The organism is Phycicoccus ginsengisoli, from assembly GCF_054779295.1.
In genome coordinates, this window is sequence record NZ_BAAGYN010000002.1 from 419,685 (window position 1) to 444,070 (window position 24,386).

The 24,386-nt window shown below is 72.6% G+C and carries 27 protein-coding genes; 19 read left to right on the forward strand and 8 right to left on the reverse strand.

Annotated elements, in window-relative coordinates:
- Window positions 1-62: 62 nt before the first annotated feature.
- On the reverse strand, window positions 63-581 hold the full coding sequence (locus ACYVDO_RS04620) for a GNAT family N-acetyltransferase (RefSeq protein WP_460933193.1): 519 nt from the start codon (window positions 579-581) through the stop codon (window positions 63-65).
- Window positions 582-664: 83 nt separating this feature from the next.
- On the opposite strand from ACYVDO_RS04620, the gene ACYVDO_RS04625 reads away from it, so the two are divergent.
- Window positions 665-1,207 carry an HIT family protein gene (locus ACYVDO_RS04625; RefSeq protein WP_460933195.1) on the forward strand — a complete coding sequence of 181 codons (543 nt, stop codon included), beginning with the start codon at window positions 665-667 and terminating at the stop codon, window positions 1,205-1,207.
- On the opposite strand, the gene ACYVDO_RS04630 is transcribed toward ACYVDO_RS04625, so the two are convergent.
- Both ACYVDO_RS04630 and ACYVDO_RS04635 read right to left on the reverse strand, forming a co-directional pair.
- Window positions 1,131-2,087: a hypothetical protein gene (locus ACYVDO_RS04630; RefSeq protein ID WP_460933197.1), complete on the reverse strand. Its 957-nt coding sequence runs from the start codon at window positions 2,085-2,087 to the stop codon at window positions 1,131-1,133. The genes ACYVDO_RS04625 and ACYVDO_RS04630 overlap by 77 nt on opposite strands.
- The gene (locus tag ACYVDO_RS04635; RefSeq protein WP_460933199.1) at window positions 2,084-2,575 is read right to left on the reverse strand and encodes a hypothetical protein; all 492 of its coding nucleotides are present in this window, start codon (window positions 2,573-2,575) and stop codon (window positions 2,084-2,086) included. The genes ACYVDO_RS04630 and ACYVDO_RS04635 overlap by 4 nt, the downstream gene beginning before the upstream one ends.
- Window positions 2,576-2,623: 48 nt before the next feature.
- Between ACYVDO_RS04635 and ACYVDO_RS04640 the strand changes: the two genes are divergently transcribed.
- Genes ACYVDO_RS04640 through ACYVDO_RS04660 form a run of 5 tightly spaced genes read left to right on the forward strand, consistent with a single transcriptional unit; the run spans window position 2,624 to window position 6,492 of the window.
- Entirely contained in the window at window positions 2,624-3,046 is a 423-nt protein-coding gene (locus ACYVDO_RS04640) for a thiol-disulfide oxidoreductase DCC family protein (RefSeq protein ID WP_460933201.1), read from the forward strand.
- Window positions 3,047-3,059: 13 nt separating this feature from the next.
- A complete protein-coding gene (gene pgsA / locus ACYVDO_RS04645; RefSeq protein ID WP_460933203.1) occupies window positions 3,060-3,680 on the forward strand; it encodes a phosphatidylinositol phosphate synthase in 621 nt (206 codons plus the stop codon).
- 3 nt (window positions 3,681-3,683) lie between these two features.
- Complete coding sequence (locus ACYVDO_RS04650) at window positions 3,684-4,721, forward strand: phosphatidylinositol mannoside acyltransferase (protein WP_460933205.1); 1,038 nt, start codon at window positions 3,684-3,686, stop codon at window positions 4,719-4,721.
- Window positions 4,718-5,917 carry a glycosyltransferase family 4 protein gene (locus ACYVDO_RS04655; protein WP_460933207.1) on the forward strand — a complete coding sequence of 400 codons (1,200 nt, stop codon included), beginning with the start codon at window positions 4,718-4,720 and terminating at the stop codon, window positions 5,915-5,917. The genes ACYVDO_RS04650 and ACYVDO_RS04655 overlap by 4 nt, the downstream gene beginning before the upstream one ends.
- Window positions 5,905-6,492 (forward strand): hypothetical protein, encoded by a 588-nt coding sequence (locus tag ACYVDO_RS04660; RefSeq protein ID WP_460933209.1) that lies wholly within the window; start codon window positions 5,905-5,907, stop codon window positions 6,490-6,492. The genes ACYVDO_RS04655 and ACYVDO_RS04660 overlap by 13 nt, the downstream gene beginning before the upstream one ends.
- Window positions 6,493-6,603: 111 nt before the next feature.
- Here ACYVDO_RS04660 and ACYVDO_RS04665 read toward each other — a convergent pair whose 3' ends face one another.
- A complete protein-coding gene (locus ACYVDO_RS04665; protein WP_460933211.1) occupies window positions 6,604-7,182 on the reverse strand; it encodes a TMEM165/GDT1 family protein in 579 nt (192 codons plus the stop codon).
- A 346-nt stretch (window positions 7,183-7,528) separates the two neighbouring features.
- Here ACYVDO_RS04665 and pdxS point away from each other — a divergent pair, with 346 nt between their 5' ends.
- Complete coding sequence (pdxS, locus tag ACYVDO_RS04670; protein ID WP_460933213.1) at window positions 7,529-8,443, forward strand: pyridoxal 5'-phosphate synthase lyase subunit PdxS; 915 nt, start codon at window positions 7,529-7,531, stop codon at window positions 8,441-8,443.
- Between the two features lie 117 nt (window positions 8,444-8,560).
- Here pdxS and ACYVDO_RS04675 read toward each other — a convergent pair whose 3' ends face one another.
- Window positions 8,561-9,235: a GNAT family N-acetyltransferase gene (locus ACYVDO_RS04675; protein ID WP_460933215.1), complete on the reverse strand. Its 675-nt coding sequence runs from the start codon at window positions 9,233-9,235 to the stop codon at window positions 8,561-8,563.
- A 38-nt stretch (window positions 9,236-9,273) separates the two neighbouring features.
- Between ACYVDO_RS04675 and pdxT the strand changes: the two genes are divergently transcribed.
- The 10 genes from pdxT (at window position 9,274) to ACYVDO_RS04725 (ending at window position 19,455) form a co-directional block, all read left to right on the forward strand.
- Window positions 9,274-9,882, forward strand: a complete 609-nt coding sequence (pdxT, locus tag ACYVDO_RS04680; protein ID WP_460933217.1) for a pyridoxal 5'-phosphate synthase glutaminase subunit PdxT — start codon at window positions 9,274-9,276, stop codon at window positions 9,880-9,882.
- Entirely contained in the window at window positions 9,879-10,640 is a 762-nt protein-coding gene (locus ACYVDO_RS04685) for a YebC/PmpR family DNA-binding transcriptional regulator (protein WP_460933220.1), read from the forward strand. Before pdxT ends, ACYVDO_RS04685 begins: the two co-directional genes overlap by 4 nt.
- Before the next feature lie 123 nt (window positions 10,641-10,763).
- On the forward strand, window positions 10,764-11,300 hold the full coding sequence (gene ruvC / locus ACYVDO_RS04690; protein WP_460933222.1) for a crossover junction endodeoxyribonuclease RuvC: 537 nt from the start codon (window positions 10,764-10,766) through the stop codon (window positions 11,298-11,300).
- Window positions 11,297-11,908, forward strand: coding sequence for a Holliday junction branch migration protein RuvA (gene ruvA / locus ACYVDO_RS04695; RefSeq protein WP_460933224.1), 612 nt, complete (start codon window positions 11,297-11,299; stop codon window positions 11,906-11,908). Before ruvC ends, ruvA begins: the two co-directional genes overlap by 4 nt.
- A gap of 29 nt (window positions 11,909-11,937) precedes the next feature.
- Window positions 11,938-13,014 (forward strand): Holliday junction branch migration DNA helicase RuvB, encoded by a 1,077-nt coding sequence (gene ruvB, locus ACYVDO_RS04700; RefSeq protein ID WP_460933423.1) that lies wholly within the window; start codon window positions 11,938-11,940, stop codon window positions 13,012-13,014.
- A 134-nt stretch (window positions 13,015-13,148) separates the two neighbouring features.
- Window positions 13,149-13,484 carry a preprotein translocase subunit YajC gene (gene yajC, locus ACYVDO_RS04705; protein WP_460933226.1) on the forward strand — a complete coding sequence of 112 codons (336 nt, stop codon included), beginning with the start codon at window positions 13,149-13,151 and terminating at the stop codon, window positions 13,482-13,484.
- A gap of 13 nt (window positions 13,485-13,497) precedes the next feature.
- Window positions 13,498-15,339 (forward strand): protein translocase subunit SecD, encoded by a 1,842-nt coding sequence (secD, locus tag ACYVDO_RS04710; protein ID WP_460933228.1) that lies wholly within the window; start codon window positions 13,498-13,500, stop codon window positions 15,337-15,339.
- Window positions 15,336-16,514, forward strand: coding sequence for a protein translocase subunit SecF (gene secF / locus ACYVDO_RS04715; protein ID WP_460933230.1), 1,179 nt, complete (start codon window positions 15,336-15,338; stop codon window positions 16,512-16,514). Before secD ends, secF begins: the two co-directional genes overlap by 4 nt.
- 22 nt (window positions 16,515-16,536) lie before the next feature.
- Window positions 16,537-17,088, forward strand: a complete 552-nt coding sequence (locus ACYVDO_RS04720; protein ID WP_460933232.1) for an adenine phosphoribosyltransferase — start codon at window positions 16,537-16,539, stop codon at window positions 17,086-17,088.
- A 57-nt stretch (window positions 17,089-17,145) separates the two neighbouring features.
- Entirely contained in the window at window positions 17,146-19,455 is a 2,310-nt protein-coding gene (locus tag ACYVDO_RS04725; RefSeq protein ID WP_460933234.1) for a RelA/SpoT family protein, read from the forward strand.
- A gap of 122 nt (window positions 19,456-19,577) precedes the next feature.
- Here the strand turns inward: ACYVDO_RS04725 and ACYVDO_RS04730 are convergent, their stop codons facing one another.
- The 3 genes from ACYVDO_RS04730 to ACYVDO_RS04740 are packed head-to-tail and all read right to left on the reverse strand — an operon-like array spanning window position 19,578 to window position 22,254.
- Window positions 19,578-20,003: a hypothetical protein gene (locus ACYVDO_RS04730; RefSeq protein ID WP_460933237.1), complete on the reverse strand. Its 426-nt coding sequence runs from the start codon at window positions 20,001-20,003 to the stop codon at window positions 19,578-19,580.
- 54 nt (window positions 20,004-20,057) lie between these two features.
- The gene (locus ACYVDO_RS04735) at window positions 20,058-21,428 is read right to left on the reverse strand and encodes a DUF349 domain-containing protein (protein ID WP_460933239.1); all 1,371 of its coding nucleotides are present in this window, start codon (window positions 21,426-21,428) and stop codon (window positions 20,058-20,060) included.
- Between the two features lies 1 nt (window position 21,429).
- Window positions 21,430-22,254, reverse strand: coding sequence for a peptidylprolyl isomerase (locus tag ACYVDO_RS04740; protein ID WP_460933241.1), 825 nt, complete (start codon window positions 22,252-22,254; stop codon window positions 21,430-21,432).
- Window positions 22,255-22,298: 44 nt separating this feature from the next.
- On the opposite strand from ACYVDO_RS04740, the gene ACYVDO_RS04745 reads away from it, so the two are divergent.
- Together ACYVDO_RS04745 and hisS are read left to right on the forward strand one after the other, a co-directional pair.
- Entirely contained in the window at window positions 22,299-22,994 is a 696-nt protein-coding gene (locus ACYVDO_RS04745) for an MBL fold metallo-hydrolase (RefSeq protein ID WP_460933243.1), read from the forward strand.
- Between the two features lies 1 nt (window position 22,995).
- Window positions 22,996-24,381, forward strand: a complete 1,386-nt coding sequence (gene hisS / locus ACYVDO_RS04750; protein WP_460933245.1) for a histidine--tRNA ligase — start codon at window positions 22,996-22,998, stop codon at window positions 24,379-24,381.
- The last annotated feature ends 5 nt before the right edge of the window (window positions 24,382-24,386 follow it).

Here is a 24,386-nt window from a genome sequence, read left to right on the forward strand (position 1 = left end):
AGCGTGTCGCGTCTCCTCGACCCCGGTGAGGTACCGCTCGGGTACGCGCGGACGGTCGAGCCTCAGGCCGACTCCGAACGCGGCGTCCAGACCATGCGGACGTCCGGTGCCTTCTCCTCGTTGTCGCCCTCGGTCCACTCGACCGGCTCGAACCCGTGCCGCTCGTAGAACCGCAGCGCGCCCTCGTTGCCCTGGAACGCCCACAGCTCCAGTCCCGCCGGGAACCGGGTCTGCGCCAGGGCCACGAACCGGGTCCCGAGACCGCGACCGGTGTGGGGCGCCCTGATGTAGAGGTGGCCCAGCTGGTCCGGGGGCATCAGGGCCAGGAAGCCGACGAGGGCATCGCTGTCCTGAGCCACCCACACCTCGAACTCGCGCAGCAGCACCGTCTCGACGAACGGCAGGACGCTCTCGCGCGGGTGGACGATCATCGGGATGCTCGGCACCGACTCGGTCCGCACCTGCCAGAACAGCTCCGCGAGCGCGGGCGCGTCGTCCGGGCCGGCCGGGCGGATCGCCGGCGGAGCGCCCGGTGCGGCCTGGGGCGCCGAGGGGACGGCAGGGTCCTCGGACGTGGTCACGGCGCCATTGTGGCGGACCGGGGGCCCTGTCGCCTCCACCCCGGGCCGGGCCCCGAGGCCGGCCCTCCTCATAGGATCGCGCCATGACCGACCAGCTCGAGCCCGACACCGACTTCGCCGGCGTGCACGACGGATTCGAGCGGCTCTGGACACCGCACCGCATGGTCTACGTGACGGGGGAGCGGCCCAGCGAGGAGGCCGGGGACGGCTGCCCCTTCTGTGCCGCCCCGGGCAGCGACGACGCCGCGGGGCTCCTCGTGCACCGGGGGCTGCACTGCTACGTCGTGCTGAACCTGTTCCCGTACAACCCCGGCCACGTCCTGGTCTGCCCCTACCGCCACGTGTCCCGCTACGTCGACCTCGCCGACGAGGAGACGGCCGAGTTCACGGCCCTGACCAAGCAGTCCATCGCGGCACTCGACGCCGCGAGCGGCCCGCACGGCTACAACATCGGCATGAACCAGGGGGCCGTCGCCGGGGCCGGGGTCCAGGCGCACCTGCACCAGCACGTCGTCCCGCGCTGGGGCGGTGACGCGAACTTCCTGCCGGTCATCGCGCAGACGAAAGCGCTTCCGACTCTGCTGGAGGACGTCCGGAAGAGTCTCGTCGCGGCCTGGCCGGCCTGAGCCGGGGCCGGGGGCCCGCGACCCGGTCGACGACCCCACCGAGCCGCTCCAGCGGCAGGAACGCCAGCAGGCACACCGCGAGCGGCAGGAAGTGGATCTTCAGCATCACGTAGGTGCTCAGGTGGAAGCCCGCCCAGAAGAGCAGACCGGCATACAGCGCCCGACCCCTCAGCCACAGCAGGACGGGGGAGCAGAACTCGGCGACGAGCACGATCCACTGCAGCGCGTGCGTCAGCGCCGGGTGCGTACCGACCCACGGCCCGATGCCGTTGGGGCGCCTCGTGAGCGCCCAGATCAGGGTGGCGCCGTTGGCCCACCCCCAGCCGCCGAACCGCATCTTGGCCCAGGCGGACAGCGCGTAGATGCACACGGCCCCGACCTGCACCATCCGCACCGCCCAGCCGGCCGCCTCCGACCGCACGTCCACCTCCCGGGTGGTCGCGCGCCCGGCCGTCGGGAGGACGAAGAGCGCCACGACGAGGGCGAAGTGGTCGTGGTCCACCTTGGAGTACGCGAACGCGTTGCTGACCCAGTCGAGCATGCCGACGGCGCAGAGCCAGCCCGCGAGCCGGGGGAGTCGGCCGGTCGCCGCCACGGCCGAGCTCACCAGGATGACGCCGAGCAGCCAGCGCACGTAGTCGTGCGACGGCACGGGCAGGTGCAGCAGGTCGCGGACCAGCAGCCCCCGGTAGAGGCTGGGCGGGACGTCGCCGTGGGGGATCGGGTCGGTGACGATCCACAGCACGTCCAGCCAGACGAACGGGTAGATGACCCGCCGGAGCCACGCCACGCGGGCGGGCGGCAGCGCCGGCACGAGGAACCCGCGCACCGCCTCCGCGCCGCGCACCGTCGCGGCCACGCCCACGCCCTTCCCGGTCACGGCGCACCACCCGGTATGCCGGTGGGCTCCGGGTGCAGCGGGTCGCGGACGTCCCAGGTGGCCAAGGTCCGCACCACCACCTCGCCGGTGCGGATCCGGGTCTGGGTGTTGCGCAGCCAGATGGTCCGGTAGGCGGGCTCGTGCGGCAGCCGGCGGGAGTGCAGCACCGCGATGTCCTGCAGGATCTCGGGGTCGCGGATGATCCGCGGTGCCTGGCCCTCGATCTCCGCGCGCTCGATGCCGATCATCTCCTTCGACAGCGGCACCCGGACGACCTCGCCGTCGACCGTGAGCGCGTCCATGCCCAGGGAGTTGATGACGCCGTCGTTGCGCACCGAGAAGGCGTACTGCGACATGGGCGCGAACGGCCACCAGTCGTCGTTGCCCACCAGCGTCCCCAGCGCGGCCGTCACCACGACCGCGGCCGTCACCACCACCCGCCACCCGAAGGCCACCGGGCGAAGCCGCCGCGTGAGAGCCCCCGTCATGGCGCACATGGTGCCAGAGCGACCTGCGCGGGATGCCACACTGGCCCCATGGACTCCAGTGGCGGCACGGATCGGGGCACGTCCCGTGGACTGCTCGTCTTCGACGGTGACTGCGGTTTCTGCACGACGAGCGCGAGGTTCGCCCAGCGCTGGGTCGACCGTCGCGGGCGGTACGCCGTCGAGCCGTGGCAGGAGCTCGACCTCCCCGCCCTCGGGCTCACCGAGGAGCAGTGCATCGAGGCCGCCCAGTTCGTGCGGCCCGACGGGTCGGTCGTGTCCGCGCACCTGGCCATCGCCGAGGGCCTCAAGCGCGGCGCACCGGCCTGGCGCCCGCTCGGCTGGCTGGTGGCGGCCCCGGGTGTCCGCCGGGTCGCCGGCCGGGCCTACACGTGGGTGGCGGACCACCGCTACCAGCTGCCCGGCGGCACCCCTGCCTGCGCGCCGGCTCCCGCCGCGCCGTCGGCTCAGTAGGCTGACGCCCACCATGCTCAACAAGTACGCACGCGCCTTCTTCACCAAGGTCTTCACGCCGGTGGCCCGGTTCCTGCTCAAGCTCGGGATCAGCCCCGACGTGGTCACGACCGTCGGCACCATCGGTGTCTGCGTGGGAGCGCTGGCCTTCTACCCCCGCGGTGGCGCCAACTTCTTCTGGGGCAGCCTCGTCGTCACGCTCTTCGTCTTCTCCGACACCGTCGACGGCGTCATGGCGCGGATGTCCGGCCGGTCGGGCAACTGGGGCGCCTACCTCGACTCGACCCTCGACCGGGTCGGCGACTCGGCGATCTTCGGTGGGCTCGTGCTCTGGTACGCCGGCCGCGGCGACAACTTCCTCATGGCCGGCCTGGCCCTGGCCTGCCTCATCCTCGGCAGCGTGGTGTCCTATGCCAAGGCCCGGGCCGAGGGGCTCGGGTTCACCGCCAACGTCGGCATCGCCGAGCGGGCCGACCGCCTCGTGGCCGTGCTCGTGACCACCGGCTTCGTGGGGTTGGGGCTGCCCGAGATCGTCCTCGGTGTCGTGCTCGCCCTGCTGGCCGTCGCCAGCCTGGTGACCGTGGTGCAGCGCATGCTCGTGGTGCGCCGCCAGGCGCTGGCCGAGACCGCCTGAGCCGTGGGCGGCATCGGCGACGTCCTCGCCGTCGGGGGATACCGGCTCGGGTGGGGAGCGGTCCGTCGCCTCCCCGAGCGCACGGCATACACGGTGTTCGACCGGATCGCGGACCTCACCGTCGCCCGCGGCGGGAAGGGCGTGCAGCGACTGCGCTCCAACTACGCGAAGGTGCGCCCGGAGCTGGGCCCGGCCGAGCTGGAAGCCCTCGTCAGGGCGGGGATGCGGTCGTACCTGCGCTACTACTGCGAGGCGTTCCGGCTGCCCGACCGCAGCCACGCCGAGCTCGACACCTCGGTGCGGGTGGTCGGCGACGGGCCGGTCCGCGAGGAGATCGCCGCGGGGCGCCCGGTCGTCTGCTTCCTCGGCCACCTCGGCAACTGGGACCTCGCCGGCGCCTGGGGGACGAAGGCCATCGCGCCCGTCGTCACCGTCGCCGAGCGGCTCGAGCCCGAGGAGGTGTATGCCGAGTTCCTCGCCTTCCGGGAGTCGCTCGGCATGACCATCCTGCCGCTGACGGGTGGGGGTGACCTGTTCGCCCAGCTGCGCGGCCACCTGACCCGACCGGTCCTCATGCCCCTGCTCGCCGACCGCGACCTCACGGCGCGCGGCGTCGAGGTCGACCTCTGCGGCCACCGCACGTCGATGGCGGCGGGACCCGCGGCACTGTCGCTCGCCACTGGCGCCGCGCTCTTCCCGGTCTCCATCCACTACGAGCCGATGCAGCAGCCGCGGTGGCGGCACCGGGTCGTCATCACCTTCCACGACCGCGTCATCCCGCCCGCCGCCGGCGCGACGCGGGCCAAGGCGGTCGCGATGACCCAGCAGTGCGCCGACGCCCTCGGGGGCGCGATCCGCGAGCACACGGAGGACTGGCACATGCTGCAGCGGGTCTTCCTCGAGGACCTGCCGGGAGCGGGACGTAGTGCCGGGCGCGGGAGCGAGCCGGGTGCTCGACCGAGTGCAGAGCCGGCCCCTCGGCCGGGCGGAGAGCCGGGAGCCGCACCGGGCGCGGACCGGGGGGACGAGGTGCGGCGGTGAGGATCGGGATCGTCTGCCCGTACTCCTTCGACGTGCCCGGGGGAGTGCAGTTCCACGTCCGCGACCTCGCCGAGCACCTCCTCGGCGAGGGGCACCACGCCCGCGTCCTGGCCCCGGCGGACGACGACACGCCGCTGCCCGACTACGTCGACTCCGTCGGTCGCGCGGTCCCGGTGCGCTACAACGGGTCGGTGGCACGGCTGAGCTTCGGGCCGGTCACGGCGGCGCGCGTCGGCCGTTGGCTCGAGCAGGGCGACTTCGACGTCCTGCACATCCACGAGCCGGTGACGCCCAGCGTCTCGCTGCTGGCCCTCTGGGCGGCGGAGGGCCCCATCGTCGGGACCTTCCACACCAGCAACCTGCGCTCGCGCGCCATGCAGGCGGCGTTCCCGATCCTGCGCCCGAGCCTGGAGAAGATCAGCGCCCGCATCGCCGTGTCCGAGGACGCCCGGCGCACCGTCACGACGCACCTCGGGGGCGACGCGGTCGTGATCCCCAACGGTGTCAACGTCGCCCGGTTCGCCTCCGCCCCGCCCAACCCCTCGTGGCAGGGCACTGCGGACGCCCCGACGCTGGCCTTCCTCGGACGGATCGACGAGCCCCGCAAGGGACTGCCGGTGCTCTCGGCCGCGATGACCCACGTCCTCGCCAGGCACCCCGGCACCCGGCTGCTCGTGGCCGGCCCCGGCGACGTCGAGGCGGCCCGCGAGCGGATGGCGCCGGAGGTGGCGGGCGCGACCGAGTTCCTCGGGATGGTGTCCGACGACGACAAGGCCGCCCTGCTCTCCTCCGTCGACGCGTACGTCGCCCCGCACACCGGCGGCGAGTCCTTCGGGATCGTGCTCGTCGAGGCGATGAGCGCCGGGTCGCCCGTCGTGGCCAGCGACCTGGCGGCATTCCTGCGCGTGCTCGACGGTGGCCGCACCGGCGTCATGTTCGCGAACGAGGACCACGAGGACCTCGCCGCGAAGCTCTGCGGCCTGCTCGACGACCCGAGCGAGCGGGCGCGCCTCGCGCAGGAGGGGCACCGGCGGGCGATGGTCTTCGACTGGTCTGAGGTCGCGCGCGACGTCATGGCGGTCTACGAGATGGTCACGCACGGCGCCGAGGAGGCCCGCTTCGACTCGGGCTCGGACACGCGGTGGACCCGGCTGCTGCGCGGCCGCCGGGGAGGTGAGGAGTCGTGGACGCGCTGACCTGGGGCGCGGTCGCCGTGGCCTTCCTGCTGGGCGTGGCCTGGTACCTGTCCTACAGCGCCGCCCGGCTCGACCGGCTGCACACCCGCGCGGAGGGGGCGCTGTCCGCGCTCGACGCGCAGCTCGTCCGCCGGGCGGAGGCGACCGTGGAGCTGGCCAACTCCGGTGCGCTCGACCCCGCCTCCGCCCTGATGCTCGTGAGCGCGGCCTCGGAGTCGCTTGAGGCGCACAACGAGCGCGCGCTCGAGGACGACCTGCTCGAGGGACAGGTCTTCGGCCCCCGGGAAGGCATCGAGAGCGGCCTCACCGAGGCCTTGCAGGCGGCCCTGACGCCGGACGTCGTGGCCCACCTGCGCCGCGACCCCTCGGGACCGGCCGCGGCGGCGCTGGAGCGGGTCGAGGCCGCGGGGGTGCGGGTCCAGCTTGCCCGGCGGTTCCACAACGATGCGGTGACCGACGTGCGGCGGGTGCGTCGCAAGCAGGTGGTGCGCGTCTTCCGGCTCGCCGGCCACGCCGACCTGCCGCGGACCGTCGAGTTCGACGACGAGCTCCCGCCCGCCGTCCGCAGCACCTGACGCGCTCCCGTTCCCGCGCCCCCGGTGGCCCCGCACTTCGGGCCACCTCACGCCCGACCGACGCGGCCGGGCGGGGCTGGGTGGCCCGCAGTGCGGGGGAGGCCGTCTAGGTCAGCGCGAGAGCAGGCCCTGGACCACCAGCAGGATCCCGAACACGAGGAACGCGACCGCAGCCCCGACCCGGATCACCTTCTCCGGCAGCCTGCGCCCGAGCACCGCACCGACGCCGATCGCCAGGGCGTCGGCGAGCACCATGCCGAGGGTGCTGCCGACCCACGTGCCGAACCAGCCCTCCTTCGTGGCGAGCGTGATCGTCGCCAGCATGGTCTTGTCGCCGAGCTCGGCGAGGAAGAACGCGGTGCCGACGGCGAGCAGCGCGGCGCCGGTGCTGCGCCGCGCCTTGTCCGCCTCGTCCTCGGTCAGCTCGTCCCCGCGCAGCGTCCAGGCCGCGAAGGCCAGGAACGCGACACCGGCGACCACGTTGACCAGCCACTGGGCGTCGCCGAAGGCCGTGCCGACGAGCCGGCCGATCCCGACCGAGGCCAGGTGCACGACAGCCGTCGCGACGGTGATGCCGACCAGCACCTGTCTGGCCCGGTACCGGGTCGCGAAGGTCATCGCCATGAGCTGGCTCTTGTCGCCGAGCTCGGCGACGAAGATGACGGCGGTGCTGAGCAGGAAGGCATCCATGGTGGTTCTCCTCCGGCGCCCGGCCGAGGAGACCCGTGTCCGGACGTCCCTTCGACCAGGACGCCCGTCGTGGGTACGTCGAACTGGTCGAAAGTCTCGTCCGCCACCTGCGGAGGGTGGCCCACCGCACCGGACCCGGGGGTCAGTGTGTCGACGCGGCGGTTGGGGACTACTCCCTTTCGCGGCCCAGCGTATGCCGTGCGGTCGCCGGCTCCTGCACCGCCCCTCCCGCGCCCCTCGCCACAGGGTGACCACACGGCATACCCACCACCGGCCACCAACTACCATGGAGTCGAAGCGCGCCCCCTGCGCTGCGCCCTCTGAACGACCGGAAGTAGGCAGCCCCATGTCCGCCGACACGACCACCACCACGACCTCGGCCGGCACCGGCACCCAGCGCGTCAAGCGCGGCATGGCCGAGATGCTCAAGGGCGGCGTCATCATGGACGTCGTCAACGCCGAGCAGGCCAAGATCGCCGAGGACGCCGGCGCCGTCGCCGTCATGGCGCTCGAGCGCGTCCCCGCCGACATCCGCGCCCAGGGCGGCGTCTCGCGCATGTCCGACCCCGACATGATCGACGGCATCATCGAGGCCGTCTCGATCCCGGTCATGGCCAAGGCCCGGATCGGCCACTTCGTCGAGGCCCAGGTGCTGCAGTCCCTCGGTGTCGACTACATCGACGAGTCCGAGGTGCTGACCCCGGCCGACTACACCAACCACATCGACAAGTGGGCGTTCACCGTCCCCTTCGTCTGCGGTGCGACCAACCTCGGCGAGGCCCTGCGCCGCATCACCGAGGGCGCGGCCATGATCCGCTCCAAGGGGGAGGCCGGCACCGGCGACGTCTCGAACGCCACCACCCACATGCGCAAGATGCGTGACCAGATCCGCTGGCTGCAGAACCTGCCCGAGGACGAGCTCTACGTCGCGGCCAAGGAGCTGCAGGCGCCGTACGACCTCGTCAAGGAGGTCGCCGAGGCGGGCAAGCTCCCCGTCGTGCTGTTCACCGCGGGCGGCATCGCGACCCCGGCCGACGCCGCGATGATGATGCAGCTCGGCGCCGAGGGCGTCTTCGTGGGCTCGGGCATCTTCAAGTCCGGCAACCCGGCCCAGCGCGCCGAGGCGATAGTCAAGGCGACGACCTTCTACGACGACCCCGACGTGATCGCCAAGGTCTCCCGCGGCCTCGGTGAGGCCATGGTCGGCATCAACGTCGACGAGATCCCCGAGCCGCACCGCCTGGCCGAGCGCGGCTGGTGAGCCCGCGGGTGGCTCCGGCCACCCGCAGCCGTCCCACCTCAGGGTGACTCCTCGAGGGGACGCGACACGCTGACGGACACCCGGTCCGGTCAGCGCGTCGCGTCCCCTCGACTGGTTCTAGGCCTCCGGCAGCGCCATGAGCAGGACGGGCCGGTGGGTGTCCGGCAGCCACGACGGACGCGCCTCACCCACCACCTGCCACCCCCTGCGCTGGTAGAGGCGCACCGCGCGCTCGGTCTCCTGCACCACGTCGAGGACCGGGACGCGGCCACTGTCCCGGATGAAGCCCACCGCCGCGTCGAGCAGCGCCGTGCCGACGCCCAGGCCGGACCGCTCGTGGTCGACGAAGAGGACCGAGACCGCCGCCAGCTCCTCGACCGGCCTCCCGGTGCCGGCGACCCAGCCCGCGACCTCGGGCCCGTCGCCCGCCACCGTGGTCGCGGAGACGTGGCCCACCGGGGTGCCACCGTCGACGGTGGCCACCCAGGCGCCGAGCTCGCCCTGCCGCTGCAGGAACGACTCGACCGGCCACGGCAGCGGCCACCGCTGCGGGTAGCCCGTGTGCGGCTGCTGCACGGCCAGGACCCGGGCGAGGGCCGGGAGGTCCTCGGCGGTCCGCTCGCGGATGCGCACGGTCGGTCGGGGGTTCGCCGGGACGGGCCCAGCCGACCCCGACCTGGAGCCATCGGTCCCCGGCACAGGGCCATCGGTCTCCGGCACGGGGCCATCGGTCTCCGGCACGGGGCCATCGGTCTCCGGCACGTCGGCCGCGGGGGCGTCGGGGAGGGTCACGGCATCCAGCCTAGGAGGCCGGTCGTAGCATTCCCGCCGTGACCACGCAGCCCACGATCGGGGTCCTGGCCGTCCAGGGCGACGTCCGCGAGCACCTGCGCGCCCTCGAGGACGCCGGCGCCCGCGCCGTCCCCGTCCGGCGCACGGCCGAGCTCGAGGGGGTGGACGGGCTGGTGCTGCCCGGCGGCGAGTCCACGACGATGGACAAGCTCGTCCGCGCGTTCGACCTCTACCACCCGCTGCGCGCACGGCTGGCAGCCGGTATGCCGGCCTACGGCTCGTGCGCGGGGATGATCATGCTCGCCGACCGCATCGCGGACGCCCGACCCGACCAGCAGACCCTCGGCGGCATCGACATGACCGTGCGCCGCAACGCCTTCGGTCGGCAGGTGCACTCCTTCGAGGGGGACCTGCACATCCACGCCATCGGCGGGGCGCCGATGCGGGCCGTGTTCATCCGGGCGCCCTGGGTCGAGCAGGTGGGCGACGCCGTGGACGTGCTGGCCCAGGTCGAGGAGGGTCCCGCCGCAGGTAGGATCGTCGCCGTTCGTCAGGGGGCCCTGCTGGCCACCTCCTTCCACCCGGAAGTGACCGGTGACCACCGGTTCCACCAGTTGTTCGTCGAGATCGTGAGAGGCAACGCATGAGCGGCCACAGCAAATGGGCCACCACGAAGCACAAGAAGGCTGCCATCGACGCCAAGCGCGGCAAGCTCTTCGCCAAGCTCATCAAGAACATCGAGGTCGCGGCGCGCCAGGGCGGCGGTGACCCGACGGGCAACCCCACCCTCTACGACGCCATCCAGAAGGCGAAGAAGTCCTCGGTCCCCAACAACAACATCGACAACGCGGTCAAGCGGGGCAGCGGCGCGACCGCCGGCGGGGCCGACTGGGAGAACATCACGTACGAGGGCTACGCGCCCGGGGGCGTGGCGATCCTCATCGAGTGCCTCACCGACAACCGCAACCGCGCGGCAGCCGAGGTCCGGACCGCGTTGACCCGCAACGGCGGCCAGCTCGCGGACCCGGGCTCCGTGGCCTACGTCTTCGACCGCAGGGGTGTCGTCATCGTGCCCAAGACCGAGGGCCAGGGTGAGGACGACATCCTCGAGATCGTGCTGGACGCCGGCGCCGACGAGGTCAACGACAACGGGGACACCTGGGAGATCGTCAGCGAGGCGACCGACGTCGTCGCGGTGCGGACCGCGCTGCAGGAGGCCGGGGTCGAGTACGACTCGGCGGAGGCCTCCTGGGTCCCCAACCTCCAGGTGCAGCTGGACGCCGACGGCGCCCGGAAGATGATCCGCGTCATCGAGGCGCTCGAGGACTCCGACGACGTCCAGGACGTCTTCGCCAACGGTGACATCCCCGACGACGTCCTCGCCGAGCTCGAGGGCGACGAGTAGGGCGACGAGTAGGACGCCGACGCGAGCGACAGCGGCGCCCGCCCCAGCGTGTTGGTGCGGGGGAGTGGGCGTCGTCGTGTGTAGCGTTCGACCGAACACCTGTTCGGACGGAAAGGGACTGACGTGCGCGTGCTGGGAGTCGACCCGGGGCTGACCCGGTGCGGCCTCGGCGTGGTGGACGGGAGCCGCGGCGGACGCCTCGCGATGGTGGCCGTGGGGGTCGTGCGCACGCCCGGCGGAAGCGACACGGGCGAGCGCCTCGTCTACCTGCAGGACCAGCTCGACGCGTGGCTGGACCGGTTCGAGCCGGACGCCATCGCGCTGGAGCGGGTCTTCGCCGCCGACCACGTGCCCACCGTCATGACCACGGCGCAGGCCTCGGGGCTGGTCCTCCTCGCCGCAGCCCGCCGCGGCCTGCCGCTCGGCACCCACACCCCCAGCGAGGTCAAGGCGGCGGTGACCGGCCAGGGTCGCGCCGACAAGGCCCAGGTCACGGCCATGGTCACCCGCATCCTCGCCCTGGAGGTCGCCCCGAAACCCGCCGACGCCGCGGACGCCCTGGCCCTCGCCATCTGCCACCACTGGCGCGGGGGCGCCGACCGCCGGCTCGCGCTGGCCGCGGCGTCCGAGCGGGCCCGGCTCAAGGCGGTGTCGTCGTGATCGCCTCGGTCCGCGGCTCGGTGCTGCACGCCGGGCTCGACCGCGTCGTGGTGGAGGTGGGCGGCGTCGGGATGCTGCTGCACACCACCCCGGCGACCGCCGCCTCCGTCCACCGGGGACAGGAGGCCGCCCTCGCCACCACCCTGGTCGTCCGCGAGGACAGCCTCACCCTCTACGGGTTCGCGACCGACGACGAGCGCGACGTCTTCGAGCAGGTGCAGACGGTCTCGGGGGTCGGACCCCGGCTCGCCCTCGCCATGCTGTCGGTCATGCCCCCCGACCGGCTGCGCGCCGCGATCGGCGGTGGCGACGTCGCCGCCCTGACCAAGGTGCCCGGCATCGGCAAGAAGGGCGCCGAACGGATGGTCCTGGAGCTGCGCGACAAGATCGGCCTGCCGGCCGCCACGGCGGCAGGGGCCGCCGGAACCACCGCCGCGACCGTGGCGCCGTGGCGCGAGCAGGTGACCGAGGCGCTCACCGGGCTGGGCTGGACGACCCGGCAGGCCGAGGACGCCGTGGCCCGGGTCGCGGACGGCGCCGACGCGTCGGCAGGCTCGCCGGACGTGTCGGCGATGCTCCGCGCCGCCCTGCGCGAGCTGGGCCGGTGAGCGCCGTGGCCGACGGCTTCTCCTCCGAGATGTTCGAGGACCACTCCGTCGACGCGACCGCGCGCGTCGTCGACCCCGGTAGCGACGCCGACGAGCGCACCGTCGAGAACGCCCTGCGGCCCCGGCGGCTCAGCGAGTTCTCCGGCCAGTCCCGGGTCCGTGACCAGCTGTCCCTCGTGCTCGAGGCGGCCCGCCGCCGGGGGAGCGCCCCCGACCACGTCCTGCTCTCCGGGCCGCCCGGGCTCGGCAAGACCACCCTCGCCATGCTCATCGGCACCGAGCTCGAGCGACCCATCCGGATCACGAGCGGGCCCGCCATCCAGCACGCGGGCGACCTGGCGGCGGTGCTGTCCTCGCTCTCCGAGGGCGAGGTGCTCTTCCTCGACGAGATCCATCGCATGTCGCGGTCGGCCGAGGAGATGCTCTACCTCGCCATGGAGGACTACCGGGTCGACGTGATCGTGGGCAAGGGTCCGGGCGCGACCGCGATCCCGCTCGAGCTGCCGCCGTTCACCGTCGTGGGGGCCACCACGCGGGCCGGCCTGCTCCCGGCACCGCTGCGCGACCGGTTCGGGTTCACCGGCCACCTCGACTTCTACGCCACCGAGGACCTCGTGACGATCCTGCGCCGCTCGGCGCGGCTGCTCGACGTCACGGCCGACGAGGCCGGCATCCTGGAGATCTCGCGCCGGTCGAGGGGTACGCCGCGCATCGCCAACCGCCTGCTGCGCCGCGTGCGCGACTGGGCCCAGGTGCACGGCCGGCACGTCGTCGACGAGGAGGCGGCGCACGCCGCCCTCGCCCTCTTCGACGTGGACGACCGCGGGCTCGACCGGCTCGACCGCGCCGTCCTCGACGCCCTGTGCCGCCGGTTCGCCGGGGGCCCGGTCGGGCTCTCCACACTGGCGGTCGCCGTGGGGGAGGAGGCCGACACGGTGGAGACCGTCGCCGAGCCGTTCCTCGTGCGCGAGGGACTCGTGACGCGTACGCCCCGGGGCCGGGCCGCGACCGCGCTGGCGTGGACGCACCTGGGCCTCACCCCGCCCCCCGGTGCGGACGTGCAGGTCCCCCTGCCGCTCGACGGCGAGGGCCGCTTCGGCGCCTGAGGCCGCCGCACGGGTTGGTCACGATTGGAACGCGACCCGCGCGGGCCACGTTGGTCGGTATGCCCGGTGTCACCTACACTCGGGCGGTCGCCCAGCCCGGCGCGTCCAAGCACCCTGCCCGAAGGACCTTTCCCATGTCGAACGGCGGCTCGTCCGCGTCCAGCCTGCTCATCTTCCTCCTGCCGGTCGCGCTCATCGCCTTCATGGTGTTCAGCCAGCGGCGGCGGCAGCGGCAGACCCAGGACCTGCAGGCCGGGCTGTCCGTGGGGGACGAGGTGTGCTCGACCTCCGGTGTCTTCGGCCGCATCACCGCACTCGACGACGCCGTCGTCACCCTCGAGGTCAGCCCGGGGGTCACCATCCGCTTCGACCGGCGCGCCATCGGCACCAGGACGCCCACGCCCACCACGGACGGCACGCCGCCCGCGGCCGGCGGCTCGTCCACCGACGCGCCCAGCCCGACTGACTAGGGGTCAGCAGCCCGTGGCAACGAACCCGTACATCCGCAAGCCGCTGAAGGTGCTGGCCTGGCTGGCCGCCATCACGGTCGCCCTCGGCGCGCTGCTCTTCAGCGCCAACACGTGGGGGACGGCCAGCTGGACGCCCAAGCTGGGGCTGGACCTCGAGGGCGGCACCGAGATGGTGCTGCAGCCCAAGCTGGTCGGCAGCCAGAAGGTGTCCAGCCAGCAGCTGGACCAGGCCCGCGGGATCATCGTCCAGCGGATCGACTCCAACGGTGTGTCCGGCGCCGAGGTGACCACCCGCGGCAACGACATCGTCGTGTCGATGCCCGGTGAGCCGTCCAAGCAGGACGAGGAGGCCATCCGCCGCTCGTCGCAGATGCAGTTCCGCGGCGTGCTCGTCTCGGGCCCGGGGAGCCCCCAGCCGGCCCCGACGGCCACGGGCACGGCGACCGGCACCGCGACCGGCTCCCCCACGGGGAAGGCCACCGGCAAGGCCACTGGCACCCCGCAGGTCCCGACCGCCACCGGTGCGGCGACCACCACGGCCAAGAGCGCCCTGCCCGGCTCCTTCCTGCAGGCGACGACCCCGCCGCCCACCCCCTCGGCGACCACCGGCGCCGCGACCGCCACCACCGGTGCCGCGACCGCCACCACCGGCGCAGCGACGCCGACCGGCACCGCCACCACGGGCGGGACGGGCGCGACGCCGACCAACCCCAACGACCTGGCCTGGGTGACGCCCGAGCTGCAGAAGCAGTTCGAGGCGCTCGACTGCTCCAAGCCCGGGGTGCTGGAGAACATCGTCAACGACCCGAAGAAGCCGCTGGTGACCTGCAGCGACGACGGCGTCGAGAAGTTCATCCTCGGACCGGTCATCGTCGACGGCAACCAGATCGACAAGGCCGCCGCCGGGTACCGCCCGCTGTCCAACGGCCAGCCGTCGAGCACGGTCGAGATCTCGCTGTCGTTCAAGTCGGCCGGCGCCAAGGCGTACGGCGAGGCGAGCAAGCGCATGGTCGGCCTGGAGCCGCCGCGCAACCGCATGGCAGCCGTGCTGGACAACCGCTCCATCGTGGCGCCGTCCTTCAACGAGGCCATCCTCAACGGCCAGGCCAGCATCACCGGCAACTTCACGATCGAGAGCGCGCGCGCCCTCGCCAACCAGCTCAAGTTCGGGGCGCTGCCGATCTCGTTCACCCTGCAGACGCGGGAGCAGATCAGCCCGACCCTCGGCTCGGAGCAGCTGACCATGGGCCTGCTCGCGGGGCTCGTCGGCCTGGCCCTCGTCGCCGTGTACTCGCTGTTCCAGTACCGCGCGCTCGGCCTGGTCACGGTGGCCAGCATCGCGATCGCCGGCCTGCTGACCTACCTGCTCATCACGATCCTCGGCTGGTCGCACAACTACCGCCTCGACATGGCGGGCGTGACGGGCCTGGTGGTCGCGATCGGCGTGACGGCCGACTCGTTCATCGTCTACTTCGAACGGGTCCGGGACGAGGTCCGCGAGGGTCGGCCGCTGCGGGCGGCCGTGGAGACCGGCTGGCGCCGCGCCCGCCGGACCATCCTCGTCGCCGACGGCGTCAACTTCCTCGCCGCCGTGGTGCTGTACTTCCTCGCCTCGTCCGGCGTGCGGGGCTTCGCGTTCACGCTCGGCCTGACGACCCTGCTCGACATCCTCGTCGTGTTCCTGTTCACCCACCCGGTGGTGGGCGTGCTGGCCGAGACGAAGTTCTTCGGCGGCGGCCACAAGTGGTCTGGCCTCAGCCCTGAGCGCCTCGGGGCCAAGGTGACGCCGCGCTACGTCGGACGGGGGCGGTTCGCCGCCCCGGCCGCCACCGCGACCCAGGGGAGCGCCCGATGATCAACTTCGCCCAGCTCGGCAACGACCTCTACACCGGCAAGCGGTCGGTCCGCTTCATCCAGAACCGCCGCCGCTGGTACATCGCGTCCGGTGTCGTCATGGTGATCGCGCTCGTGGGCCTGCTGGTCTTCCGCCTGAACCTCGGGCTGGAGTTCACCGGTGGGTCCGAGTTCCGCGTCTCCACCACGGCGGCCGGCACCCAGAACTACGAGGCCCGGGCCAAGGACGCCGTCCGCTCGGTCGGCTCGGCGCAGGACGCGAACGTCACCAAGCTCGGCAGCAACACGGTCCGCGTGCAGACCGAGCAGCTCGACGACACGCAGTCGGCCAACGTCAGGGACGCCCTCGCCAAGGAGTTCGACGTCCCCAACGACAAGGTGAGCGCGAACTTCATCGGCCCGTCGTGGGGTGCGTCGCTGAGCCAGCAGGCGCTGCGCGCCCTCATCGTCTTCCTCGCGCTGACGATGCTCGTGATGGCGCTCTACTTCCGCACCTGGAAGATGGCGCTGGCGGCCCTGGTCGCCCTGCTGCACGACATGGTCATCACCGTGGGCGTCTACGCCCTCACCGGCTTCGAGGTGTCGCCGGCGACCATGATCGGCTTCCTCACGGTCCTCGGCTACTCGCTCTACGACACCGTCGTCGTGTTCGACAAGGTGCGCGAGAACACGGGCGAGGCCTTCGCGGGCAAGCGGGTCACGTACGCCCAGGCGGCGAACCTCGCCGTGAACCAGACGGTGGTCCGCTCGATCAACACCACGGTCGTCGCGCTGCTGCCGACCCTGGCGGTGCTGGTCGTCGGCTTCGCCACCATCGGTCCCGGCACCCTGCTCGACCTCTCGCTCGTGCTCTTCATCGGCATGGCGGTCGGCGCCTACTCCTCGATCTTCATCGCGACACCGCTGCTGGTGACGCTGCGGTCGAAGGAGCCGGAGGTGCAGCAGCTGGAGAAGGCCGCCCTGCGCTACCAGCAGCGGCACGGGGCCCCCACCTCGCACGACGTCGCCCCGCACGCGCACGAGCTCCCCGAGACCGACGAGCCGTCCGACGAGGGCGCGCCGGAGCGCGAGGCGACCCCCACGGCTGCCCGCACGGCCGTGGCCCGGGAGACGCACCGGTACGCCACGTCGGGCCCGCGCAACCAGCCTCGTCGCGCGCCGAAGTCGCGGCGCTGAGCGCGGCCGGGACCCACGACCGATGACGACCCACGAGACCGTGCTCACCCTCGCCGAGCGGGTGGACCGCGCCCTGCGCGACATCCCCGACTTCCCCGAGCCCGGGGTGGTGTTCAAGGACCTGACGCCGGTGCTCGCCGACGGCGTGCTCCTCGGCGACGTCGTGCGCGACATGGCGCAGCGGTATGCCGGGCGCGTCGACGTCGTCGCGGGCGTCGAGGCGCGGGGGTTCATCTTCGGCGCCGCCGTGGCCCACGAGCTGGGCATCGGCTTCGTGCCGGTCCGCAAGGCCGGGAAGCTGCCGGGCGCGACCGTGTCGCTGTCCTACGAGCTCGAGTACGGCAGCGCGACGATCGAGGTGCACGAGGACGGGTTCGAGCCGGGCGCCCGGGTGCTGGTCGTCGACGACGTGCTCGCCACCGGCGGCACGGCCGAGGCGTCCTGCCGCCTCGTCGAGCAGGTCGGCGCGACGGTCGTCGCCTTCGAGGTGCTGGTCGAGCTGACCTTCCTCGGTGGCCGGGACCGGCTCGCGGGCCGCGAGGTCCACACGTCGGTCGTCGTCACGGGGGACTGAGGCCGGCGGACCCCGGACCTGCGTCGACGGCACGGCCGGATCACGTAGGCTTTCGTCATGACCGAGGACGTCGCCACCGGCCCCATCGGGACCGGTCCGTCCTCGGCCAGCCGGGTCCGGGCGCGACTGGCGCGGTTCGGCGCCCGCGGGGCCCCGGCCAACCCCGTCCTCGAGCCGCTGCTGCAGACGGTCCGCGCCACCCACCCGAAGGCCGACCTCACGGTCATCCAGCGTGCCTACGTCGTGGCCGAGGAGGCCCACCGGGGGCAGAAGCGCAAGTCCGGCGACGCGTACATCACGCACCCCCTCGCGGTCACCACCATCCTCGCCGAGCTGGGCATGACCCCGCCCACCCTCGCGGCCGCGCTGCTGCACGACACGGTCGAGGACACGGCCTACGGCCTGGACCAGCTCGAGAAGGACTTCGGCCACGAGGTCGCGATGCTCGTCGACGGCGTCACCAAGCTCGACAAGGTGACCTACGGCGACGCGGCCCAGGCCGAGACCGTCCGCAAGATGGTCGTCGCGATGGCCAAGGACATCCGCGTCCTGGTCATCAAGCTCGCGGACCGGCTGCACAACGCCCGCACGTGGCGCTACGTCTCGGTGGAGTCCGCCCAGCGCAAGGCTCGCGAGACCCTCGAGATCTACGCCCCGCTGGCCCACCGGCTCGGCATGAACACCATCAAGTGGGAGCTCGAGGACCTGTCGTTCGCGACGCTCTACCCCAAGGTGTACGACGAGATCGTCCGGCTGGTCGCCGAGCGCGCCCCGGCTCGCGAGGAGTTCCTGTCCGGCGTGCGCGAGCAGGTCAGCGAGGACCTCAAGGCTGCGAAGATCAAGGCGACCGTCACCGGTCGCCCCAAGCACTACTACTCCGTGTACCAGAAGATGATCGTGCGCGGCCGCGACTTCGAGGACATCTACGACCTCGTCGCGGTGCGCGTGCTCGTCGACTCGGTGCGCGACTGCTACGCGGCGCTCGGTGCGCTGCACGCGCGGTGGAACCCCCTGCCCGGGCGGTTCAAGGACTACATCGCGATGCCGAAGTTCAACATGTACCAGTCGCTGCACACGACGGTCATCGGGCCAGAGGGCAAGCCGGTCGAGATCCAGATCCGCACCCACACGATGCACCGCCGCGCCGAGTACGGCGTCGCCGCCCACTGGAAGTACAAGGAGGACGCGACCGCCTCGGCCGCGACGGCGCGGGACGGCGAGACCGGCCCCATCAGCGACATGGCCTGGCTGCGCCAGCTGCTCGACTGGCAGAAGGAGACTTCCGACCCGGGTGAGTTCCTCGACTCGCTGCGGTTCGAGATCAACGCCCGCGAGGTCTACGTCTTCACGCCCAAGGGCGAGGTCGTGGCACTGCCCGCCGGCTCGACCCCGGTCGACTTCGCGTACGCCGTGCACACCGAGGTCGGCCACCACTGCATCGGCGGCCGGGTCAACGGCAGGCTCGTGCCGCTGGAGTCCACCCTCGAGAACGGCGACGTCGTCGAGGTCCTCACGTCCAAGGCCGACGGCGCCGGGCCATCGCGTGACTGGCTGACCTTCGTCAAGAGCCCGCGCGCCCGCAACAAGATCAAGCAGTGGTTCTCCAAGGAGCGGCGTGAGGAGGCCATCGAGACCGGCAAGGACGCCATCGCCAAGGCGATGCGCAAGGAGGGCCTGCCGCTCCAGCGCCTGCTCACCGTGGAGACCCTGACCGGGCTCGCGTCCGAGCTGCGCTACCAGGACATCGACGCCCTGTATGCCGCGGTGGGCGAGGGGCACGTGTCCGCCCAGCACGTGGTGGGCCGGCTGGTCGCGTCGCTCGGCGGCGAGGAGGGGGCCTCGGAGGACCTCGCCGAGGCCACGACGCCGACGCGCTCGATGCGCCGCCGGACCGGGGACCCGGGCGTGGTCGTCGTGGGCACCGCCGACGTGTGGGTCAAGCTCGCGCGCTGCTGCACCCCGGTGCCGGGGGACCCGATCATGGGCTTCATCACGCGGGGCAACGGCGTCTCGGTGCACCGCACCGACTGCACCAACGCCGAGTCGCTGCTGTCCCAGCCGGACCGGATGATCGAGGTCGAGTGGGCGCCGTCGTCGGCCTCGGTGTTCCTGGTGCAGCTGCAGGTCGAGGCGCTGGACCGCAACCGGCTCCTCTCCGACGTCACGCGCGTCCTCTCCGACCAGCACGTCAACATCCTGTCGGCGTCGGTGCAGACCTCGCGGGACCGGGTGGCGATCAGCAAGTTCACCTTCGAGATGGGCGACCCCAGCCACCTCGAGCACGTCATGAAGGCCGTTCGCAGGATCGACGGCGTCTTCGACGTCTACCGGATCACCGGCACCAAGGCGACCGCAGCCAAGGCCTGACCCCCCTGCTCGCAGCGCAGCACGGCCTACCTCACGTGCAACCTGACCCCCCGCAAAACGGCAGTTGCTGGCATGAAACGGCAGTTCAGAAGTCCCGTTTCACGCCAGCAACTGCCGTTTCGTCAGGGGCGCAGGCAGACGAGTGCAGCGCCGGCCAGGCAGAGCAGGGCGCTGGCGCAGCGCACGCGGTCGGCGACCAGCAGCCGGCGCACCAGCGCCGGTGCGGGGCCCTCACGGCCCAGGCGACCGTGCAGGGGTGCGGCCACCACGGCGGTCGTCCCGAGGGCGAGCCCGGCGCCGAGGGCGCTCGTGACCAGTCCGGCGGTCAGCGGCAGCGCCGCCATGGCCCAGACGCCGGCCGTCAGCAGCAGCAGGTAGACGAGGCCGACCAGCGGGGTGATGGCACGGCTGTGCCGGTCGTGGGCCGCCGTCCACCCCGAGGCGTGCACGCGGGCCAGGGCCGGGTAGACGAGCGCGGTGACCGTCAGCTGGAAGCCCGCGTGCAGGCCGGCAGCCCCGAGCAGCGCCGCGGCGGGTGCGTCGACCACGAGCTGGGGACCGGGCTCTGCGGGGCGGTCGGGGTCAGGCTGTCCGGGTCGCGGTCAGCCGGAGAACTCGTCGAGGTTGCCCCGGGCCTGGGCCAGCCACTGCTCCTGGGCCTCCAACTTGTCCTGGGCGTCCTTGACCTTGCGCTCGTTCCCGGACGCCTGGGCCTTCTCGAGGTCGGCGCGCAGGGAGGCGACCGACGACTCGAGCTGGTCGACCATGCTCTGCGCGCGCGCGGCCACCTCGGGGTTGGTCTGCTTCCACCTCCGGTCGTCGGCGTCGCGCACGGCCTGCTCGACCCGGCGCATGCCCTTCTCCATCCGGTCGACGTCGCCGCGCGGCACCCGACCGGCGGCGTCCCACTTCTCCTGGACCGTCCGCAGGGCGGACTTGGCCGCGTCGAGGTCGGTCACCGGGAGGATGGCCTCGGCCTCCTTGAGGAGCTCCTCCTTGACGGCGAGGTTGGCGCGGTACTCCTCGTCCTCCTGCGCGGCGACCTCGTCCTTGGCGGCGAAGAAGGCGTCCTGCGCCGCCTTGAACCGCTCCCAGAGGGCGTCGTCGTCGGCTCGGGAGGCGCGACCGGCCTGGCGCCAGCGGTCCATGAGCCGCTTGTACGCCCCGGCCGTCACGCCCCAGTCGGTGCTGGTGGCCATGGCCTCGGCCTCGGCGACGAGCGCCTGCTTGGCCGCCTTCGCCTCGGCCTGGGTGCCCTCGAGCTGGGCGAAGTGGACCCGCCGGGCCTTGTCGAAGGAGTTGCGGGCGGCCGAGAACCGCTGCCACAGCGCGCCCTCGGTCTCGCGGTCGAGGCGCGCACCGGAACGCTGGTGGTTCTTCCACTCCTCGAGCAGCTCGCGCATCCGAGCGCCGCTGGCCTTCCACTGGATCTTGGTCTCGGGCTGGGCGGCGATCTTCTCGGCCTCGGAGACGATGGCCTCCCGCTCGGTCGCCGCGGCGGCCCGGGCAGCCGACCGCTCGGCCGCCTCGGTCTCGCGTCGCGCGGTCACGGCCTCCTCGATCTCGGCCACCTTGGCGTCGAGCGCCGCGAGGTCCCCGACCACGTTGGCCTCGGCGCAGTGCTCGCGCAGCTTGGTGAGCCCGTCCGCGCCGTCCTTGGCGGACAGGTCCGTCGTGGTGACCCGCTGGTGCAGCAGGGCGGCGGAGGCGTAGAGCTCGTCGTACTTGCGGGCGAAGTAGTGCAGCGCCTCCTCGGCGCTGGCTCCGGGGTAGGCGCCGACCTCACGCTCGCCGTCCGCCGTCCGCACGAAGACCGTGCCGTCCTCGGCGACCCGCCCGAAGGTCTCCGCAGGGGGGCCGCTGGGCGGCGCAGGAGCGGGGGCGGGCGCAGGGGCGTGGGCGACCTTGCGCACGGCCGCGGGGGAGGGCGGCCCCGGCTTCGGCGGGGTGGGCTTCGGCGTCTGGTCGGTCACGTCAGGCCTTCTTCTCGGTCACAGCAACCTTGAGGATGCTGATGGGCGCGTTCGGGGCCCCGTCACCGGTGCCGCCGGCCGCACCTGCTGCGGCGATCTTCTCGACAATATCCATTCCGGACGTGACCGTGCCGAAGACGGAGTAGCCCTCAGGGACGCTGCTGAGGTCGGTGTCCTTGTAGACGATGAAGAACTGGTCGGCATTCGAGTTCGGGTCGGTGGTGCGCGCCATGGCCAGGGTTCCCTTGGGGTACTTGCCGTCCTTCGGCGTGTTCTCGAGGCCGAACGTGTAGCCGGGGCCGGTGCCCGTGCCGCCCAGCGGGTCGCCGCACTGCAGGACGTAGATGCCGGAGGTGGTGACGCGGTGGCAGGGGGAGTCGGCGAAGTAGCCGTCCCGGGCCAGCGCCACGAAGGAGGCGACGGTCTGCGGTGCCTTGGAGCCGTCGAGCTGGAAGGTGAGGTCACCGCAGTTGGTCGTGACGACGGCGGTGAAGGTCTTGCCGGCCGCCGTCGACTTGGCGGGGAGCTTCTCCTTCTTCGCGGTCGTCGGCGCCTGGGGGGCCGGGGTGCAGCCCGCGACCGCGGCGGTGGTGGCCGAGGCGGAGGGCGCGGAGGACGTCGCCGTCGCGCCGGCGGCCGGCGTGGTGGGCGTGTCGCCGGAGAGCTTGCCGGCCAGCAGGACGAAGGCCGCGACCACCACGAGGACGGCAGCCACCACCCACGCGACCTGGCGGTTGCGGGCCGCCTCACGCTGCTTGGCGGCGATCTTGGCGTCCAACTTCTCGGCCCGTCGGCGTGCGCGGGCCCGCTCCTGCTCTCTGGTCACGCGCGTCAGTCTAGGCAGGCTGCCCTCTGGCTAGGCTGCAGGCCGTGCTCACCTTCGCCTTCCCGGGTCGGGTCATCGACGCGAACTGCTACGTCATCGCGCCCGGTCCCGGTGAGGAGTGCCTCGTCGTCGACCCGGGCATCGGCATCGAGGACACCCTGCGCGAGGTGCTGCGCGAGCACCGCCTGCGGCCGGCGGCGGTCCTGCTGACGCACGGTCACCTCGACCACGTCTACTCCGTGACCCCGGTGTGCGGTGGCGACACGGCGGCCTACATCCACTCCGCGGACCGGTACCGGCTGCGGGACCCGCTCGCGCTCATCAGCGCACCCCTGCTGTCGATGGTGGAGCAGCAGTTCGGGGCGCGGGCCACCTGGAAGGAACCGGAGCGGGTCGTCGACGTCACGGGCGGGCAGACCCTCGAGCTGGCCGGGCTCACCGTCGACGTGGTGCACGCGCCCGGCCACACGGAGGGGTCGGTCCTCTTCCGCCTGCCCACGGTCCCGGACGGCGTGGCCGAGCAGGTCGACGTGCGCTCCACCGTCCTCACCGGTGACGTGCTCTTCGCCGGCTCCATCGGCCGCACCGACCTGCCGGGCGGCAGCGACACCGCGATGCAGCACTCCCTCCGCGAGGTGGTGCTGCCGCTGCCGGACACGACCCTCGTGCTCCCCGGGCACGGACCGGCCACCACCATGGACCGCGAGCGGGCGACCAACCCCTATCTGCAAGGCTTGTGACGTGAAGATCTCCCCGATCAGCGGATTCCCCGAGTACCTCCCGGACCAGCGGATCGTCGAGCAGCACTTCCTCGACGTCATCCGCGAGACCTTCGAGCTGCACGGGTTCCCCTCGATCGAGACCCGCGCGGTGGAGCCGGTCGAGCGGCTGCTCGGCAAGGGCGGCGACGCCGACAAGGAGATCTACGGCATCCGGCGCCTCGCGAACGCCGACGACCCCGCGGCCGTCGCCGACGCCGAGCTCGGGCTGCACTTCGACCTCACCGTGCCCTTCGCCCGGTACGTGCTGGAGAACGCCGGGCACCTCGCCTTCCCGTTCCGCCGCCAGCAGATCCAGAAGGTGTGGCGCGGCGAACGGCCCCAGGAGGGCCGCTACCGCGAGTTCACCCAGGCCGACATCGACGTGGTCGACGTGGGGGAGCTGGCCCCGCACTTCGAGGCGGAGATGCCGCTCGTCGTCGCCGAGGTGTTCCGCAGGCTGCCGATCGGCCGGATGGTCATCCAGGTCAACAACCGCAAGATCCCCGAGGGCTTCTACCGCGGCATCGGGATCGGCACGGACGACGACACGCAGATCCAGCAGACCCTGCGGATCATCGACAAGCTCGACAAGATCGGCGCCGCCCGCGTGAAGGAAGCGCTCGTGGAGGCGGGGCGCACGCCCGAGCAGGCCGACCAGTGCCTGGCACTGGCCGCCATCCGCAGCGAGGACCTCTCGTTCGTCGAGCAGGTGCGGGCGCTCGGCGTGGAGCACCCCACCCTCGACGAGGGCCTCGAGGCGCTGGCCGCCGTCATCCGCGCCGGCCTGGAGCACGCGCCGGGGGCGATGGTCGCCGAGCTCAAGATCGCGCGCGGGCTCGACTACTACACCGGCACCGTCTACGAGACCCAGCTCGAGGGGTACGAATCGTGGGGCTCGTTCTGCTCCGGCGGCCGGTACGACTCGCTCGCCTCCGACGGGCGCACCACCTACCCGGGGGTGGGCATCTCCATCGGCGTGTCCCGGCTGCTCGGCCTGCTGCTCTCGCAGGGGCTGGTCCGGGCGACCCGGTCCACCCCGGCGTGCGTCCTCGTCGCGGTCACCGACGAGGAGTCCCGCGCTGCGTCCCAGGCCGTGGCCTCGGCCCTGCGGGAGCGGGGGATCGCGTGCGAGGTGGCGCCCAAGCCGGCGAAGTTCGGCAAGCAGATCCGGTACGCAGAGCGGCGCGGCATCCCGTTCGTGTGGTTCACCGGTGCTGCCGAGGACGGGGGCGACCAGGTGAAGGACATCAGGTCGGGGGCCCAGGTCGACGCGGACGCGGCGGCGTGGAACCCTCCGGCGGAGGACCTGCACCCGCGCGTCCTGCGCACCGCGGACGACCCCAGGAGTGAGGACCCCCAGGAGTGAGGACC

Coding starts and splice junctions, on each gene's coding strand:
- ACYVDO_RS04625 (WP_460933195.1), top strand. CDS start 665: ATGACCGACCAGCTCGAGCCCGACACCGACTTCGCCGGCGTGCACGAC.
- ACYVDO_RS04635 (WP_460933199.1), bottom strand. CDS start 2,575: ATGACGGGGGCTCTCACGCGGCGGCTTCGCCCGGTGGCCTTCGGGTGG.
- ACYVDO_RS04640 (WP_460933201.1), top strand. CDS start 2,624: ATGGACTCCAGTGGCGGCACGGATCGGGGCACGTCCCGTGGACTGCTC.
- pgsA (WP_460933203.1), top strand. CDS start 3,060: ATGCTCAACAAGTACGCACGCGCCTTCTTCACCAAGGTCTTCACGCCG.
- ACYVDO_RS04665 (WP_460933211.1), bottom strand. CDS start 7,182: ATGGATGCCTTCCTGCTCAGCACCGCCGTCATCTTCGTCGCCGAGCTC.
- pdxS (WP_460933213.1), top strand. CDS start 7,529: ATGTCCGCCGACACGACCACCACCACGACCTCGGCCGGCACCGGCACC.
- ACYVDO_RS04685 (WP_460933220.1), top strand. CDS start 9,879: ATGAGCGGCCACAGCAAATGGGCCACCACGAAGCACAAGAAGGCTGCC.
- ruvB (WP_460933423.1), top strand. CDS start 11,938: ATGTTCGAGGACCACTCCGTCGACGCGACCGCGCGCGTCGTCGACCCC.
- yajC (WP_460933226.1), top strand. CDS start 13,149: ATGTCGAACGGCGGCTCGTCCGCGTCCAGCCTGCTCATCTTCCTCCTG.
- secF (WP_460933230.1), top strand. CDS start 15,336: ATGATCAACTTCGCCCAGCTCGGCAACGACCTCTACACCGGCAAGCGG.
- ACYVDO_RS04720 (WP_460933232.1), top strand. CDS start 16,537: ATGACGACCCACGAGACCGTGCTCACCCTCGCCGAGCGGGTGGACCGC.
- ACYVDO_RS04725 (WP_460933234.1), top strand. CDS start 17,146: ATGACCGAGGACGTCGCCACCGGCCCCATCGGGACCGGTCCGTCCTCG.